A 16898-nucleotide genomic window follows, 5' to 3' on the forward strand; every position below is an offset into this window, starting at 1 on the left:
CGATCCCTGTGGGAGCTGGCTTGCCTGCGATAGCGGTCTGTCTGTTCCATAGATGTCAGCTGGGCTACCGCCATCGCAGGCAAGCCAGCTCCCACATGTGTTCTGCGTTTGTTTTGAGATTTGTGTTGGTTTACCGGCTAGCATTGGCCTTTGTCTTCATTACCGTTCTTCGCTTCGGATAGCTCCCACATGACCGCCCACAAAATTGGTTTCCTGATATGGCCCAGCACAAAAGCACTCACGCTTGCGCTGGCTGAGGAGGCTTTGCGCGTTGCTCAACGGGTGCATCCGGACGTGGTCTACGAGCTGTCGTTTCTGCTCGCCGAACCTGCGACCGACGGCGCCTGGCAACTGCCGGGCGAGCCATGGGCCGGCAAGCTCGAAGGGTTTCAGAAGCTGTTCCTGTTGGCCGACGAGCCGCCCACCGTCATCGCTTCCCAGCTCAGTACCGCCCTCAAGCAGCTTGTTCGGGCAGGGTGTGTGATCGGCGGGTTGTCGGCCGGCGTGTACCCGCTGGCCCAGCTCGGCCTGCTGGATGGCTATCGCGCCGCCGTGCACTGGCGCTGGCAGGACGACTTCGCCGAACGTTTCCCCAAGGTCATCGCCACCAGCCATCTGTTCGATTGGGACCGTGATCGCCTGACCGCCTGTGGCGGCATGTCGGTACTCGACTTGCTGTTGGCGGTTCTGGCGCGGGATCACGGCGCCGAGCTGGCTGGCGCGGTCTCCGAAGAGCTGGTGGTGGAGCGCATCCGCGAAGGCGGCGAGCGCCAGCGTATTCCGCTGCAAAACCGCCTGGGTTCCAGCCATCCGAAGTTGACCCAGGCGGTGTTGCTGATGGAGGCCAATATCGAAGAACCGCTGACCACCGACGAAATCGCCCAGCATGTCTGTGTGTCGCGACGACAGCTGGAAAGGATCTTCAAGCAATACCTCAACCGTGTCCCCAGCCAGTACTACCTGGAGTTGCGCCTGAACAAGGCGCGCCAGATGCTCATGCAAACCAGCAAGTCGATCATCCAGATCGGCCTGTCGTGCGGCTTCTCCTCGGGGCCGCATTTCTCCAGCGCCTACCGTAACTTCTTCGGCGCTACTCCCCGTGAAGACCGCAACCAACGGCGCAGCAGCAGCCCGTTCGAGTTGTCGTCGGTGCCCTCCGAGCGCGGTTGAGCGGCGGGCTATTCATCGCCCTCTGTGTCGGGTCCACCGCTGACGGAGTCCTGGTTGGGATTGATCGGCGGGGGTTGTAAAGCTTCCGGTACATCGAAACTTACCGCCGTGCGGTTGTAATAACTGCGCAGCATGGCGATCGCCGCGGGCGAGAACGGGTTGCCGCTGAGGTCGAAGCCCTGGGCTCTGTCTGCATCCATTTCAAGGAGGTCGCTGGGCAGCTCGCTAATCTGGTTATTGCGCAAGCTCACTTGATCAAGCGATGGCAGGTTGAATATTCCGTTCGGCACTTGCGTGAGGCCAGCTTCTTCGATCATCAAACCTGTCAGCCCCGACATTTTGCTGATGTCGGGCGCGACGCCCAGCGGGTTATGACTCAGGTCCAGGTACTCAAGGTTTTGCAGGTCGCTCAGGGCGTCGGCGCTGGTGGTGGTCAAGCGAATATGGCTGTTTGCAAGGCTCAGTGACTTGAGTTTGGGTAGATTGAACACGGCGCCAGGAATGTCGTTCAAGGCATAGCGGTAGATCAGCAGGCTTTCCAGGTTGGGAAAGTGCTCGAGAAATCCCTGGGGAATCGACGTAGTTTCCTCTGCTCTCAATTCCAGCTTCGAAATGTGCTCGAAATCGATATTCAATGACGGTAGATCGCCTAGCGGCGCCAGCGTCACTTCCATTTCATGGGAGGCGGCGGGCGGCTCTTGGTCGGAGTCCAGAGCGGTTTCCCGTCGCCAGGCTGCTTCCAGCACTGTTTTGAGTTCGTCTCGCACCAACTGCTGCTGAGCCTGGGCTTGCTCGTCCAGTGGTGCCCTCGTACGCGGATGCTGCGCCGGCACACTCACTATCCATTCCTGCAAATCGGCTTGAAGACGCTCGTAGTCCGCTTTCAAGCGCACCAAGTGTGCCATTGAGTCGTCCAGGCCGCCGGGCAGCCTGAAGATGAAGTTATTCGCCTGGTCGACGCTGTACTTGGGGTAAAGCGCTTGCACCATAAGCCGCTGCGCGGGGTTGGCATCAGCACCAAAATGTTCGCCGGTTATCTGGCAATAGGCTTTGATCCTCTGCAGCGTGGCGCGTGAGAACCCGTTGCCTGACAGGTTAAAGGCTTTGGCGGCATTGCCTGGCAGTTGGAAGATCAAATCAGGCAGCCGACTCAAATAGTTGTTGCTCAGATCGGCGCTGACTAGTTGGGGGCGATTGAGCAAGTTCTCGGGAAACAGGGAGATATGGGTTCCGCTCAGGTTCAGCGTCTGTAGTTCAGGCATGTGCCCGAGGTTGGGAGACCGTGACAGCTGATTGTTGTTGGACAGGTCCAGGCTTTTGAGTCCTGTGAATGGATCAAGGTCTGCGCGGTTTTGCAGGGTCAGGTTGCAGTTGCGCAGCGTCAGTCTGTCAAGGTGAGAAAGTGCGATGACCTCGGGAGGAATTGTGTTGAGGGCAACGTCGCTCAGATGCAACGTACGTAGGTTGGGGAAGTGGGTGAGGAAACCTGGCGCTCCCCGGGTAGTGGGGTAACCCTTTAGCGTCAAACTGGAAATGTGATCGAAGTTTGCATTGAGTACAGGCAGTTCGCCGTGTATGGGGTAGCCAAGGTTCAGTGTGCGTCCGATTGCGTGGTCAGTATCGATCGGCGTTTCATGGCGCCAGCCGCGGAGCAGTTCTTGTGTCCATATCCAGCGGTGCAGTTCCGCTTCGGCGACGGTGGAAGGGGGTAGCGGGGCATCGGTGTTGAGAGAGGCCTGCAAGAGGCTCGATCGCCAGGCCATCAGATCGGTTTTCAGTCGTAAAAGCTCGTTTTTCAGGTAGCGGAGCGTCTGTAAGGGAGTGCTGGGATAGCTGTTCAAAATGTCCAGTGTCTGAGTCAGCTCTTGCGGGCTCAGGCCAGGGTACAGCTCGTGTAACAACGCCAATTCGGGGGTGTTGCCGGCCTCTGGCGGTGTGGCGGGGTAGCCTTCCATGCCGCCGGGCAGGCGCATCAACCTGGGGTCGTAGGCAGGTTTGCGCACTGGATCCTGGGCCAACAGCGCGCCGATCGCCTCACGTGTCAGGGGGCGCTGGCTCAAGGTTTGCCGCAGCAACGGACCCTGGCCGATATGAATGCCCAGCGCATCGCGCTGAGTGTCAGGCAGGGCCTGCAGGACGGCAGTGTAAAAATCCGTTTCGGCAAGCACCATGCCTTTTTCGTCTTCGGGGATGTACTCGCCTTCGATGGTACGCACCAGGGTGCGTTTGATCGGTGCTTCAGGAGCGCCGATTGCATCGTGCAGCTTGCCGGTTTGCTTGAAATCGCGCACTTCCAGGCGCACAGACGGCGACCAGCCCGGCAGGTTTTCCAGCGAGTGCAGGGCGAGGCGGTGGGTGTCGCTGTTTTCCAGAGCGGTCATGTACAACCCTTCATGCGCCCGGCTGATTCGAACGTGATGAGCGGCCCAGCGTGCTCGCTCAAGTACCGGTGCGGGTACCGTGCCTTGGTCGATGTCCAGCAACTGCTGGCCGGTGGAGCAGCGTAATACGTCTTCGGCGGCGCTCGTTGGCAGGCCGGGCGCGGCGTCGATGATGGTTTGCAGGCGTGCGTCAGCGGTTATCTCCAGCCCGCGATAACGCGAGTCGAACAGCGAGGCGCGGCTTTTCTGAGCTGCGCGTGCCAGTTGTTTGCGCAGTTTGGCGGTGCGTGCAGGCAGGGTGGGCGTGGGGCCGAACGGCTCTTCAAGCAAGGTTTTGCGTTCCGACTCATTCAAGGTTTCCAGCACGATCGTCAGCAAATCGCCGTTGTTCATCTGGGCTTCGTGTATCTGTGCCACGGCGGCGTTTTTATGGCCTTTGTGCTCCCAGACGGTTTCACCTTTGGCGTTGAGAAACCGCAGGGTCTTGGATTCGGGCCATAGGCCCGTCTGGCTCAGCAGCCACAGTTGCGTTTGGGTATCAGCCTTCTGATACATCGCAGGGTCATCGCTGTTCATTTGGTCGATGAAAGTTTGCAACTGCTCATCGATCCGGATGCGCTTGAGTGTGTCGGCCAACAGCGGCGGCGGCGGTTGGTGGTCCACGTACAGTTTGCGCAGGACGTCATCATTGGTCTCGCTGATGCGACTGGCTCTTTCAAGACCGGCTTCGCTGATACCTTCGGCAGATGGACCGAGCCGGCGTAGCAAGGTGGTGCGATTCCAGGTCAACGGGCGATCCACGGGCGTCAACCAGGCGCCCTTGCCATTGCTCAGTAGGCGTGGGCGGTAGGCGTGGGGGCGCGTAGGGTGTTCAAGGCTAGCGTTGCCCGAGGGTTGTTTGATGGAGAAATATTGCCCGTCCAGCGCCAGGATCTGCTTTTGTTGATGGGCATGTAATCCCTGCGGGCCGGGGCGCGACCCTGGAACCAATTGAATGTCGTGGGCGTAGGGCGCCAGGTCGGGGTTCCACAGACGGGTTTTACGGTCGGTGGTCACCGGAGTGAGTCTGTCAAAGAAGTCCCATAGCGCCTTCGGTAGCGTCTGTCGCAACAGGTTTTCGGCTATCGGTGCGCCGACCGCGAACATCCCCAGTTGGACCATTTGCTCAAGGATTGACATCAGGTGCCCGAATGCCTGGCGCTTGAGCCCTTCGGCCCAGTCGAGCACGCCTTCGAACACATCGTCGAGCAGTTGATAGGCGGTATAGCCGAGCATCAGTAAGCCCAGCGGCGGAACAAAGGGTGTTGCGATGAAGGCGGCGATTTCGAGAATGGCTTCACCGATTTTCTGCACAACCTCCCAGTGCCGCCAGCGAGCATTTCTGTCAGCGTCGGCGGTGGGAATGGCCGTTACGCGAGCATCGTTGAGCAACTTATCAAGCTTGTTCTCATACAGGTGCTCGTACAGGTCGTTGGTGATTTTCGTCGCATAGAATTGCAGGTTGGTTTTGGCCACGGGTTCGTCACGCCAGACAGGGCGGGGGTCGCCCGAAACATGCTCGTGCCAGACGACCTGTGATAAGCGGCTGTTGAGATCGGCAAAGAAGTAGCCACGCTGTTCATGCCTGACGAAACGGCTGAAAAACGCCTGATAGTCGGCGCTGCGCAGTTTGTTCGCCAGGTCCTGCATGAAGGCCTGACCGTTGGCGTAATACTTGAGCGGCGATTGCGGGTCGCCCGGAATGTAGGCCACCATCGGGACGGCGCTGCGATTGGACTCCAGGTCGGCGGCGAACAGCACGATGCCGGTCAAGGGGGCGTTCATCAGGCTAAGGTCATGGCACAGCAACGGCCTGCCGTTCAGGTCGCCGATCAGGTTTTTGAGAAAGCTGCGAAGTGCATTGAACGCTTGGGGCGATATATCTTTTTTCAGCTGCGCCATATGCAAGCTGGCTTGGGCGTCGGCTTTCAGGCTGTTGATGACCTTTTGGCGCAGTTGAGCCTTGATCGCCGCGTCATTGAAGCCCAAAAGGTTCTTGAGGTAGCGCTGGTATTGCTTGCCGACATCCAGCGTACGGCATAACCCAATGAATTGCGCGATGCTGATTTTCTCGCGCAATTGGGGCAGCGTGTTGAATTGCCCGGTGGCGGAGGGCTGAGTAATGAATGTCGACTCTTTGGCATAGGCCGTCGGCTTGCTTTCGCCCGCATCAAAGTTGTGCAATGCCGCCTCCACCAGTGAAACGGTCCAGGTTTTGGCGCCAGTTTCTATGGGAAGCAGCGGTGTGGTCTGTGGGATATACAAGCGCAGGTAAATAGCGCTGACGTCGCAGTCGGCGTCGTACTGCTGCTTGAGTGCCTGCTGCAGCAAGGGGGCGGCAAATGCCTGCGGGGATTGGAGCATGGATAGGGCGCTGTCGACTTGGTTTTGTGCCTTCCAACTGTTCTCCAGGGCCTTCTTGGCGGGAGCTTGCTGGGTGCGGTTGGCATCGCCATACCAATCGGCGAATTCAATTGGGCTGTTTTTCAGGGCCTGACGCCGGGCACTTGAGGCGTTCCCTAGCCATTTCGGTAGGCGGGGGTTGACCTCGGCGGGCACTACGGCTGCGACTTGTGCGAGGTGTTGGGAGAGCGAGGTCTGAGTTGGGGTGGGCATGGGCTGGATCTTCATTGAGTTGAGGCAGCGACATCACACCAACTTTGATGCAGGGCGGGAGCATATATAGTGATGCCCGCAAAGAAACCTGCAGATCTTGCGCTTGCCTCCCTTGCTTATGAGGCCGTGCTGCCCGGAACTCAGGTAGGCGCAGTTAGATCGTCAGGGCGCGCCAACCCTTTCGCTGCATGATCCTGACGTAAACCTGCCGCAGCGTTTAAACTGCGCCATTGCGACGCTATTTGTCGCATTCGCGTAAACCCGCGAAAAACACGGGTTGGCGCTATAAGAAGTTGTCGCTTGGCGACAAGGCCCCACTGAAAACTGTCCTTACAATCCCTGCATCGCCCGCCAGTTCCAGGCAGGCGTTCCTCTTCAGGAGACTCCGATGTCCGTTGAGCAAGCCCCGGTGCAACGTGCCGATTTCGACCAGGTGATGGTGCCCAACTACGCACCTGCTGCCTTTATTCCTGTGCGTGGCCAAGGTTCGCGCGTCTGGGACCAGGCCGGTCGCGAGCTGATCGACTTTGCCGGCGGCATCGCGGTTAACGTTCTAGGCCACGCCCATCCGGCACTGGTCGGTGCTTTGACCGAACAGGCCAACAAACTCTGGCACGTCTCCAACGTGTTCACCAATGAGCCGGCGCTGCGCCTGGCCCACAAGCTGATCGACGCCACCTTTGCCGAGCGCGTGTTCTTCTGCAACTCCGGCGCCGAAGCCAACGAGGCCGCCTTCAAGCTGGCCCGTCGCGTGGCGTTCGACCGTTTTGGCAGCGAGAAGTACGAGATCATCGCCGCGCTGAACAGCTTCCATGGCCGTACCCTGTTCACCGTCAACGTCGGTGGCCAGTCGAAGTACTCCGATGGTTTCGGGCCTAAAATCACCGGCATCACCCACGTTCCTTATAACGACCTGGCTGCGCTGAAAGCGGCGGTGACCGATAAGACCTGCGCCGTGGTTCTGGAACCGATCCAGGGCGAAGGCGGCGTACTGCCAGCCGAACTGGCTTACCTGCAAGGCGCCCGCGAACTGTGCGACACCCACGATGCGCTGCTGGTATTCGACGAAGTGCAAACCGGCATGGGCCGCAGCGGCCACCTGTTTGCCTACCAGCATTACGGCGTGACGCCGGACATCCTCACCAGCGCCAAGAGCCTGGGCGGCGGCTTCCCGATTGCGGCGATGCTCACCCGTGAAGACTTGGCCAAGCACTTGGTGGTCGGCACCCACGGCACCACCTACGGCGGCAACCCGCTGGCGTGCGCGGTAGCGGAAGCGGTGATCGACGTGATCAACACCCCAGAAGTGCTGGCGGGTGTGAATGCCAAGCACGACCTGTTCAAGGCGCGCCTGGAGCAGATCGGCAAGCAGTACGGCATCTTCACCCAAGTGCGTGGCATGGGCTTGTTGATCGGTTGCGTACTCAGCGATGCCTTCAAAGGCAAGGCTAAGGACGTGTTCAACGCGGCCGAGAAAGAAAACCTGATGATCCTGCAAGCCGGCCCCGACGTGGTGCGTTTTGCGCCGAGCCTGGTGGTGGAAGAGGCGGACATCAACGAAGGCCTGGATCGTTTTGAGCGTGCTGTGAAGACGTTGACGCAAGCCTGATAGCGACACATTTTATTGGCCGGACCTGAACACATGTGGGAGCTGGCTTGCCTGCGATAGCATCACCTCGGTGACATTGATATACCGAGTTGCCTGTATCGCAGGCAAGCCAGCTACCACATGGATCTGCTGACACATTGAGACCGATGTGTATCCAGGGCCTGTGTCCGGCATTTTTTCCTCTGTGAGTTTTCGAGTTAAGGAGTGACACCATGCTGGTGATGCGCCCCGCGCAAATGGCTGATCTGGGCGAGGTACAGCGTCTGGCTGCGGACAGCCCGATTGGTGTCACCTCCTTGCCGGATGATGTGGAACGCTTGAGCGACAAGATCGCGGCCAGCGAAGCTTCTTTTGCGGCCGAGGTGAGTTTCAACGGTGAAGAGAGCTATTTCTTCGTGCTGGAAGACACCGAGACCGGCAAGCTCGCCGGCTGCTCGGCCATCGTGGCCTCGGCCGGTTACTCCGAGCCGTTCTATAGCTTTCGTAACGAGACCTTCGTACACGCCTCCCGCGAGCTGAAGATCCACAACAAGATCCACGTGCTTTCCCAGTGCCACGACCTTACCGGCAACAGCCTGCTCACCAGTTTCTACGTGAAGCCTGCGCTGGTCGGTTCGCCGTGGTCGGAACTCAATTCCCGTGGCCGACTGCTGTTTGTCGCCAGCCATCCCGAGCGCTTTGCCGACTCGGTGGTGACCGAGATTGTCGGCTACAGCGACGAGAACGGTGACTCGCCGTTCTGGGATGCCATTGGCCGCAATTTCTTCGACCTCAACTACGCCGCCGCCGAGCGCCTGTGCGGGCTGAAAAGCCGTACCTTCCTCGCCGAGCTGATGCCGCACTATCCGATCTACGTGCCGCTGCTGCCGGACGAAGCGCAAGAAGCCATGGGCCAGGTGCACCCGCGTGCGCAAATCACCTTCGACATCCTCATGCGTGAAGGTTTCGAAACTGACCATTACATCGACATCTTCGACGGTGGCCCGACGCTGCACGCCCGGGTCTCGGGCATTCGCTCGATTGCCCAGAGCCGCGTGGTGCCAGTGAAAATCGGTGAGATGGTCAAGGGGGTTGGCCGCCAGTACCTGGTGAGCAACGCGCAGTTGCAGGATTACCGTGCGGTGATGCTGGAGCTGGACTACGCGCCCGGCAAACCAGTGACCCTGGACCTGGCGGCAGCCGAAGCGCTGGGCGTTGGCGAAGGCGCCAGTGTGCGCCTGGTTGCGGTTTAAAAAGAGAGTTTCGCGGGTGGCTGACAACAGCGGCCCGTTCGAGGAGATAGCATGATCGTTCGTCCCGTACGCAGCAGCGATTTACCGGCCCTGATAGACCTGGCGCGCAGCACTGGCACCGGCCTCACCACCTTGCCGGCCAACGAAGAGCGCCTGACCCACCGGGTGGGCTGGGCGGAAAAAACCTTTCGCGGCGAAGCCGGGCGCGGCGATGCCGACTACCTGTTCGTGCTGGAAAACGACGAAGGCCGCGTGGTGGGAATCTCCGCCATCGCTGGCGCCGTTGGCCTGCGCGAGCCGTGGTACAACTTCCGGGTTGGGCTGACTGTCAGCGCTTCCCAGGAACTGAATATCTACCGTGAGATACCGACGCTGTTCCTGGCCAACGACCTCACCGGTAATTCCGAATTGTGCTCGTTGTTTTTGCATGCCGATTACCGCAACGGCCTCAACGGTCGCATGCTGGCCAAGGCGCGCATGTTGTTTATCGCCGAGTTCCCGCAACTGTTCGGCAACAAGATCATTGCCGAGATGCGCGGTGTGTCCAACGACGCCGGGCGTTCGCCGTTCTGGGAAAGCCTGGGCCGGCACTTCTTCAAGATGGAGTTCAGCCAGGCCGACTACCTCACGGGCGTGGGCAACAAGGCGTTTATCGCCGAGCTGATGCCCAAGTTCCCGCTGTACAGCTGCTTTCTCTCCGAAGACGCGCGCAATGTAATCGGCAAGGTCCACCCGGACACCGAGCCGGCGCTGAGCATGCTCAAGAGCGAAGGCTTCAGCTACCAGGGCTATGTGGATATTTTCGACGCCGGCCCGGCGGTGGAATGTGAAACCAGCAAGATCCGTGCGGTGCGCGACAGCCAGTCACTGGTGTTGGCCATCGGCACGCCGGGGGACGATGCCACGCCGTTCCTGATCCATAACCGCAAGCGCGAGGAATGCCGTATCACCGCCGCTCCGGCCCGTCTGGCGGCAGGTACGCTGGTGGTCGATCCACAGACTGCCAAGCGCCTGCAATTGGTGGTGGGTGATCAAGTACGTGCTGTTGCGTTGTCTGCTGCTCGGGAGTCCAAATAATGAATTCGCTGTATATCGCAGGTAGCTGGCTGGCTGGCCAGGGTGAGCTGTTTGAATCGCGCAACCCGGTGACTCAGCAAGTGCTGTGGGCTGGCAATGGTGCCAGTGCTGAACAGGTCGAATCCGCCGTGCAGGCTGCGCGTCAGGCATTCCCGGCATGGGCCAAGCGCCCGCTCGAAGAACGCATCAGCGTGCTGGAAACCTTCGCCGCTACGCTTAAAAGCCGTGCCGATGAAATCGCCCGCTGCATTGGCGAAGAAACCGGCAAGCCACTGTGGGAGTCGGCCACTGAAGTCACCAGCATGGCCAACAAGATTGCGATCTCGGTGCAAAGCTACCGCGAGCGTACCGGCGAGAAGAGCGGCCCCCTGGGCGACGCCACCGCTGTGTTGCGCCATAAACCCCACGGTGTGGTGGCGGTATTCGGCCCTTACAACTTCCCTGGGCACTTGCCCAATGGGCACATCGTCCCGGCGTTGCTGGCGGGCAATACCGTGCTGTTCAAGCCGAGCGAGCTGACCCCCAAGGTCGCCGAGCTGACCGTACAGTGCTGGATCGAAGCCGGTTTGCCGGCGGGCGTGCTCAACCTGCTGCAAGGCGCGCGGGAAACCGGCATCGCCCTGGCGGCCAACCCAGGCATCGACGGCCTGTTCTTTACCGGCTCCAGCCGCACCGGCAATCACTTGCACCAGCAATTCTCAGGGCGGCCCGACAAGATCCTGGCCCTGGAAATGGGCGGTAATAACCCGCTGGTCGTGGACGAAGTCGCCGACGTGGATGCGGCGGTGTACACCATCATCCAGTCGGCGTTTATCTCGGCGGGCCAGCGTTGCACCTGCGCGCGCCGCTTGCTGGTGCCGCAAGGTGCCTGGGGCGATGCCTTGCTGGCGCGCCTGGTGGCGGTGAGTGCGAGCATTGAAGTGGGCGCTTTCGATCAGCAACCGGCGCCGTTCATGGGGTCGGTGATCTCCCTGGCTGCGGCCAGAGCCTTGATGCAAGCCCAGGAACTGATGTTGGCCAATGGCGCCGTGGCACTGCTGGAAATGACCCAGCCTCAGGCTCAGGCCGCATTGTTGACCCCTGGAATCATCGACGTAACCGGGGTGACGGAACGTGAAGACGAAGAGCTGTTCGGCCCGCTGCTGCAGGTGATCCGCTATGCGGATTTTGCCGGTGCCATCGCTGAGGCCAACAACACCCAGTACGGCCTGGCCGCTGGCCTGTTGTCGGACTCCGAAGCGCGTTACCAGCAGTTCTGGCTGGAAAGCCGCGCCGGTATCGTCAACTGGAACAAGCAGTTGACCGGCGCTGCCAGTACCGCGCCGTTCGGTGGTGTCGGGGCGTCGGGCAATCATCGCGCCAGTGCCTATTACGCGGCGGATTATTGCGCGTACCCGGTGGCGTCGTTGGAAACGCCAAGCCTGATAGTCCCGGCAACGCTCACGCCAGGTATAACGCTGATCTAAATGTGGGAGCGGGCTTGCTCGCGAATGCGGTGTTTCATTCAACATTTGAAGTGACTGAACCACCGCTTTCGCGAGCAAGCCCGCTCCCACAATGGATCTGTGGTGTATTCAAGTGATTTGATGCCTATAAAAACAGATGTTTGTGGAGCCTCGCCGATGAAATCCTGTGAAGTCAATTTTGACGGTCTAGTGGGGCCGACCCATAACTACGGCGGTTTGTCATTCGGCAACGTCGCGTCCCAAAGCAACAGCCAGCAGTCTTCCAACCCGAAGGAAGCGGCGTTGCAGGGCCTGCAGAAAATGAAAGCCCTGATGGACATGGGCTTTGTGCAAGGTGTATTGGCGCCCCAGGAGCGCCCGGATGTAGCCGCCTTGCGCAGCTTGGGTTTCAGCGGCACCGACGCTCAGGTGATCGAGCAGGCTGCCAGGCAGGCCATGCCTTTGCTGGTAGCGAGCTGCTCGGCATCCAGCATGTGGGTAGCCAACGCCGCCACCGTCAGCCCAAGCGCCGACACCGCAGACGGTCGTGTGCATTTCACCGCTGCCAACCTCAATTGCAAATACCACCGCAGCATCGAGCACCCCACCACCAGCCGAGTGCTGGGGGCGATGTTCGCCGACGGCAAGCATTTCGCTCACCACGCCGCCTTGCCGGCCGTGGCGCAATTTGGCGATGAAGGCGCGGCCAACCACACGCGTTTCTGTCGTGAGTACGGCGAGGCGGGCGTCGAGTTTTTCGTCTTCGGCCGTAGTGCTTTCGACCCCCGTTACCCGGCCCCGCAGAAGTACCCGGCGCGCCAGACCCTCGAAGCCTCCCAGGCCGTTGCGCGCCTGCATGGCTTGAAGGATGACGGCGTGGTCTACGCCCAGCAGAACCCTGCGGTGATCGATGCCGGTGTGTTCCACAACGATGTGATCGCGGTGGGCAACGGCGAGGTGCTGTTCTATCACGAGGATGCGTTCCTAAATACCGAACAGATGCTTGCCGAGCTGCACGGCAAGTTGGGCAAGTTGGGCGGCAACTTCCAGTCGGTGTGTGTGCCTCGCGCGTTGGTCAGTGTCGAGGACGCGGTGCGTTCCTACCTGTTCAACAGCCAGTTGCTGACTCGTCCTGACGGTTCGATGCTGCTGATCGTGCCGGAAGAGTGCCGCGCCAATGAGCGCGTGTGGCAGTACTTGCAAGGCCTGACCGCTTCCGGCGGGCTGATTCGCGAGGTCAAGGTCTTCGACCTCAAGCAAAGCATGCAGAATGGCGGTGGGCCGGCGTGCCTGCGCCTGCGTGTGGCGTTGAACGAAACCGAGCTGGCGGCCGTGAACCCAGGGGTTATCATGACTGCGCCGTTATACGAAACCCTGACCCAATGGGTGGGCAAGCACTACCGTGACAGCCTGCGCGAAACCGACCTGGCTGACCCGCAGTTGCTGCTTGAGTGCCGGACGGCACTGGATGAGCTGACGCAAATCCTTAAACTGGGCTCGGTTTATCCTTTCCAGATCAATTAATGCCACACGGCTGAGATATTTTATTTATGACCGACACCCTGAAACTCATCCTTGAAGACACCGACGGCACCCAGCTGGAAACCTCCTGCACCCGCGTCGCCGTGGTCTGGCAGGGCAAGGAGATCTGGATCCAGCACGATGGCCGCGGCCAACTGCTGATTGGCGTAGACGTAGAGGAGGGCGACGCCGAGTACGCCAACCTGCTGATGCGCCCATTGGCCACCAACCTGATGAGCCTGCAGCTGGAAATGGAACCGGCCGACGTTGAAGGTGACGACGACGATCACGTCCATGGCCCAGGCTGCAACCACTAAGGAAGCTGCTTATGCTCGCCCTCGGCAAACTGCTTGAACTGACCCTCGCCGGTCGTGAACCGGCGCAAAAAATTCAACTGACTGTCGACGGCGTGCAGATGCGCTGGCTCAGCGAAGGCGCGCTTGAAGTGCGTCCTCCTGAAGCTCTGGACAACGGCAGCGACTTGCTGCTGTCGTCCGGCATCCATGGCAACGAAACCGCGCCGATCGAATTGCTCGACCGCCTGTTGCATGGCATTGCCCGCGGGGAGATCAAACCCCGCACCCGTATTCTGTTCCTGTTCGGTAATACCGAGGCCATGCGCCGCGGTGAGCGTTACCTCGAGCTGGACGTCAACCGGCTGTTCAATGGCCGTCATGAACAAAACATTGGCCCCGAAGCCATGCGCGCCGCCGAGCTTGAGCAATTGGCCCGCAGCTTTTTCAGCCTGCCTGGCCGCTCGCGCCTGCATTACGACCTGCACACCGCGATTCGTGGCTCGAAGATCGAACAATTCGCGCTGTATCCCTGGAAGGAAGGGCGCCAGCATTCGCGCCACGAGCTGGCACGCCTGCGCGCTGCCGGTATACAAGCGGTGTTGCTGCAGAATAAAACCTCGATCACCTTCACCGCGTTTACCTATGAACAGTTGGGCGCCGAGGCCTTCACCCTTGAATTGGGCAAGGCGCGACCATTCGGGCACAACGAGGGTGTAGACGTGCGTCTCCTGGAGGCTCGCCTCACGCAGATCATCGAGGGCACCGAGCCTGTGACCGAGAGCCTGGACGGCCTGCAGCTGTTTGCCGTGTCCCGTGAAGTGATCAAGCACAGCGACGCGTTCCTGTTGCACCTGCCGGCGGATGTGGAAAACTTCTCGCCGTTGGCCAAGGGCTACCTGTTGGCCGAAGACGTGGCCAAGACCCGTTGGGTGATCGAGGAGGAGGGCGCGCATATCATTTTCCCCAACCCGAAGGTCAAGAATGGCCTACGGGCGGGGATATTAATTGTGCCGACCTCAGAAGACGCCGCGGAGCTTAAACAGGGTTAAAGGAATACTGTTTGCGCGGCGGCATGTTCAGTTCTTCGCGGATACCATTCTCACTGAATGACACCGGGTTGGAATTGGTGGGTGGAGTCGACGGGTCGTTGTCGAAGTCGAAAGGGGGGGCGTCTGTAGGCAGGCCCACCGCCTGCAGTTCGCTGTTGCGGATGAGCGGACGGGCCTTGTCGCCGTCGACACCGTCCTCGCTGTATCCTGGCAGGGTGGTTCCGGTGACCGCGTTGTACGCATGGCACAGCTCGTGATAAAGCAACGGTATGTTGGTCATTCGATTGCCGATGAACGTCGGATTGTAGTAGATCGAACCACCGTAGGCCGGTATGCCCCGTTGATTATTCTCAATGAATGACCTGGGTTCCGATTCGTTGCTCGGCGCAAACAGCCCGTTGCTCTCATCTTGCAACTCATAGATATTGATTGGGGTGCCGCCTATCAATTGCGCGGCGTACAGCGCTTGCAGCAATTGTTGCCCGTTCGGCGATTGGGCCAGCAGCGAGAGGTCATCGTTTACTCGTTGTTGAAACTGGAGGCTACCGACTACTCGAACGCCGCTGTGGATCAGAGGGTAGTAATTGATATCGGTCACCCGCGCTTGCTGGACATCTATTGGCGAGCTGTTCCCTGATGTGGAAGCGGGCACGCTGAACTGCTGCGCAGCAACAAGGATGGTGTTGGAGTCTTTGAAGACTATGTCCCTCGGCTTGAGCTGAAGTGCCAGATCCATGCCGTGTCCGGCATACATCACATTGCTGTGCGGGCCTGCCTGTAAAATATCATCGCCTGGCCCACCCACCAGGATGTTGTGCTTGCCTCCCCCTGTCAGATGATCATGGCCCTCTCCGCCATTGATAAAGGCCTGCCCTTGGGCGCCAATGACGGTATCGTCCCCCGCGCCGGAGTAGACCGTCATGTCACCGTCGGCGAGGGCAACAACCTTGTCGTTTCCATCACCTGCCTCGATATAGCAGGCGCCTCGCCGAGTCAGGATCATATCTTCGCCGGGGCCGGCGAAAATGCGCGAGTAGCCGCCTCCGGCCCAGATGCGATCACTGCCTTCACCGGCGTCGATCAGGATGGGGTGGGTGACATCGTCGGCAACATTAATTAGGTCATCACCGCCCTGTGTCCGGAACACCACGAACTGATTGAGCCCGTTCAGGGTGACATGGAAACGTTGCGTATTGACTATGACGCTGAGGCCTTCACCTTCGCCTTGCGCGGGGAGGTCGACGCAGATTCGGTCGGCTTTATCGGTGGTTGTGAACACAAGGTAATCGTGCAGTTCATCGGCCAATTCGCGCTCGACAAGCACGGTATTATCGGCATGCAGCGTGATGAACGCTAACGGCAGTTGGGCGTGCGGGCCCCTTTGGAGGTTTTTGGTGCGGTTGATGGGGTCGCTGATTCGTCCGTCAATCATCCAGACGTTATCGGGAGCGCGCGGAGCGCTTGGAAGGGTAATCTCAGACATGCTGACTCCGTTGATGATGGGAACTCTTTTGAGGTAAACCTCAAAACCATTACATCGTCGGTACATCAATCACTGGTTTTACTTATATATATGCCCTGTCGATCCAAGGAAACTCGGCTGGACAGGGCTCGGATGCAATCAGCTAACGCGCTTTTGCGGCTCGCTTTGATAGATCGCCCGCACTTTGTGCAGGGTATCGGCGCAGGTGCGCGCAGCTTCCTGACCCTTGTGCACGAAGTGCTCATAGAAGAACGTGGTGTGCTCGCTGCCGGCATGGAAGTGGTGCGGCGTCAGGGACACCGAGAACACCGGCACTTCAGTTTCCAACTGCACCTGCATCAGGCCGCTGACCACCGATTGCGCGACGAATTCGTGACGGTAGATGCCACCGTCCACCACCAGCGCGGCAGCGACGATCCCCGCGTAACGGCCGGTCTTGGCCAGCAACTTGGCGTGTAGGGGCATTTCAAAGGCGCCGCCGACTTCGAAGAAGTCGATGTCCGATTCCTGATAACCCTGGGCGATCATTTCGGCGAGGAAGCCTTTGCGCGATTGGTCGACAATATCCTTGTGCCAGCAGGCCTGGATAAACGCGACGCGCTCGCCGTGATGGTTTTTGCTTTTGCTGTCGATTGCGGTGGGTTGCATGTTCTGACTCCTGTTTAAGAAAAAAACAGGGCGTTATGAATCGAATGGGATTTAAGGGTACGCATGCGCAAACAGGCGCGCGGCCCTTAGGTGCCAATCCCGTTCTCTCTTCATCCGGACTATGACCGTCGGCCCCGGGATCACACCGGGTCTGCTGACCTTGTCGCCGTCCTGCCTGAGCAGTTCAAGGCGCCAAGCGCTCGCGGGCTATGCACATTGCGTGCAATTACCGCCGGTGGGGAATTGCACCCCGCCCTGAGAACGTTGCCGCCAGAACCCTGGCGGCGGAGAGTTTTTAACATGGTTTTTCGAAAACTGCACGGCTGCCGTCT

11 protein-coding genes and 1 riboswitch are annotated in these 16898 nt (G+C 59.7%); of the genes, 8 read left to right on the top strand and 3 right to left on the bottom strand.

Going from position 1 to position 16898, the window contains the following annotated elements; genetic code table 11:
- The first annotated feature begins 189 nt into the window (after positions 1-189).
- A complete protein-coding gene (locus FXO12_RS25890; RefSeq protein WP_057975155.1) occupies positions 190-1170 on the top strand; it encodes a GlxA family transcriptional regulator in 981 nt (326 codons plus the stop codon).
- A gap of 8 nt (positions 1171-1178) precedes the next feature.
- Here FXO12_RS25890 and FXO12_RS25895 read toward each other — a convergent pair whose 3' ends face one another.
- Entirely contained in the window at positions 1179-6206 is a 5028-nt protein-coding gene (locus tag FXO12_RS25895) for a leucine-rich repeat domain-containing protein (protein ID WP_057975156.1), read from the bottom strand.
- A gap of 388 nt (positions 6207-6594) precedes the next feature.
- Here FXO12_RS25895 and FXO12_RS25900 point away from each other — a divergent pair, with 388 nt between their 5' ends.
- The 7 genes from FXO12_RS25900 (at position 6595) to astE (ending at position 14435) form a co-directional block, all read left to right on the top strand.
- Positions 6595-7815, top strand: coding sequence for an aspartate aminotransferase family protein (locus tag FXO12_RS25900; RefSeq protein ID WP_054922319.1), 1221 nt, complete (start codon positions 6595-6597; stop codon positions 7813-7815).
- 212 nt (positions 7816-8027) lie between these two features.
- Positions 8028-9047: an arginine/ornithine succinyltransferase subunit alpha gene (gene aruF / locus FXO12_RS25905; protein ID WP_015885475.1), complete on the top strand. Its 1020-nt coding sequence runs from the start codon at positions 8028-8030 to the stop codon at positions 9045-9047.
- Positions 9048-9098: 51 nt separating this feature from the next.
- Complete coding sequence (gene astA, locus FXO12_RS25910) at positions 9099-10124, top strand: arginine N-succinyltransferase (protein ID WP_003193612.1); 1026 nt, start codon at positions 9099-9101, stop codon at positions 10122-10124.
- The gene (gene astD, locus FXO12_RS25915; protein WP_164919372.1) at positions 10121-11590 is read left to right on the top strand and encodes a succinylglutamate-semialdehyde dehydrogenase; all 1470 of its coding nucleotides are present in this window, start codon (positions 10121-10123) and stop codon (positions 11588-11590) included. Before astA ends, astD begins: the two co-directional genes overlap by 4 nt.
- Positions 11591-11746: 156 nt before the next feature.
- Positions 11747-13093: an N-succinylarginine dihydrolase gene (gene astB, locus FXO12_RS25920; RefSeq protein ID WP_034128466.1), complete on the top strand. Its 1347-nt coding sequence runs from the start codon at positions 11747-11749 to the stop codon at positions 13091-13093.
- A 26-nt stretch (positions 13094-13119) separates the two neighbouring features.
- The gene (locus tag FXO12_RS25925) at positions 13120-13407 is read left to right on the top strand and encodes a hypothetical protein (RefSeq protein WP_003175651.1); all 288 of its coding nucleotides are present in this window, start codon (positions 13120-13122) and stop codon (positions 13405-13407) included.
- Positions 13408-13418: 11 nt separating this feature from the next.
- Positions 13419-14435, top strand: a complete 1017-nt coding sequence (astE, locus tag FXO12_RS25930) for a succinylglutamate desuccinylase (protein ID WP_054922329.1) — start codon at positions 13419-13421, stop codon at positions 14433-14435.
- On the opposite strand, the gene FXO12_RS25935 is transcribed toward astE, so the two are convergent.
- Both FXO12_RS25935 and FXO12_RS25940 read right to left on the bottom strand, forming a co-directional pair.
- The gene (locus FXO12_RS25935) at positions 14422-15918 is read right to left on the bottom strand and encodes a M91 family zinc metallopeptidase (protein ID WP_157717964.1); all 1497 of its coding nucleotides are present in this window, start codon (positions 15916-15918) and stop codon (positions 14422-14424) included. The two genes, astE and FXO12_RS25935, sit on opposite strands and share 14 nt — an antisense overlap.
- A gap of 138 nt (positions 15919-16056) precedes the next feature.
- Positions 16057-16566 carry a 6,7-dimethyl-8-ribityllumazine synthase gene (locus tag FXO12_RS25940; RefSeq protein ID WP_054922336.1) on the bottom strand — a complete coding sequence of 170 codons (510 nt, stop codon included), beginning with the start codon at positions 16564-16566 and terminating at the stop codon, positions 16057-16059.
- Between the two features lie 97 nt (positions 16567-16663).
- Positions 16664-16833: riboswitch (FMN riboswitch) on the bottom strand.
- Positions 16834-16898 lie beyond the last annotated feature (65 nt).

Origin of the sequence: Pseudomonas sp. J380 (genome assembly GCF_009827115.1) — a bacterium.
GTDB classification, from domain to species: domain Bacteria; phylum Pseudomonadota; class Gammaproteobacteria; order Pseudomonadales; family Pseudomonadaceae; genus Aquipseudomonas; species Aquipseudomonas paracarnis.

Excerpts from the sequence above, each read along its gene's own strand:
- FXO12_RS25890 (WP_057975155.1), top strand. The coding sequence starts at position 190 with ATGACCGCCCACAAAATTGGTTTCCTGATATGGCCCAGCACAAAAGCA.
- FXO12_RS25895 (WP_057975156.1), bottom strand. The coding sequence starts at position 6,206 with ATGCCCACCCCAACTCAGACCTCGCTCTCCCAACACCTCGCACAAGTC.
- FXO12_RS25900 (WP_054922319.1), top strand. The coding sequence starts at position 6,595 with ATGTCCGTTGAGCAAGCCCCGGTGCAACGTGCCGATTTCGACCAGGTG.
- aruF (WP_015885475.1), top strand. The coding sequence starts at position 8,028 with ATGCTGGTGATGCGCCCCGCGCAAATGGCTGATCTGGGCGAGGTACAG.
- astA (WP_003193612.1), top strand. The coding sequence starts at position 9,099 with ATGATCGTTCGTCCCGTACGCAGCAGCGATTTACCGGCCCTGATAGAC.
- astB (WP_034128466.1), top strand. The coding sequence starts at position 11,747 with ATGAAATCCTGTGAAGTCAATTTTGACGGTCTAGTGGGGCCGACCCAT.
- FXO12_RS25925 (WP_003175651.1), top strand. The coding sequence starts at position 13,120 with ATGACCGACACCCTGAAACTCATCCTTGAAGACACCGACGGCACCCAG.
- astE (WP_054922329.1), top strand. The coding sequence starts at position 13,419 with ATGCTCGCCCTCGGCAAACTGCTTGAACTGACCCTCGCCGGTCGTGAA.
- FXO12_RS25935 (WP_157717964.1), bottom strand. The coding sequence starts at position 15,918 with ATGTCTGAGATTACCCTTCCAAGCGCTCCGCGCGCTCCCGATAACGTC.
- FXO12_RS25940 (WP_054922336.1), bottom strand. The coding sequence starts at position 16,566 with ATGCAACCCACCGCAATCGACAGCAAAAGCAAAAACCATCACGGCGAG.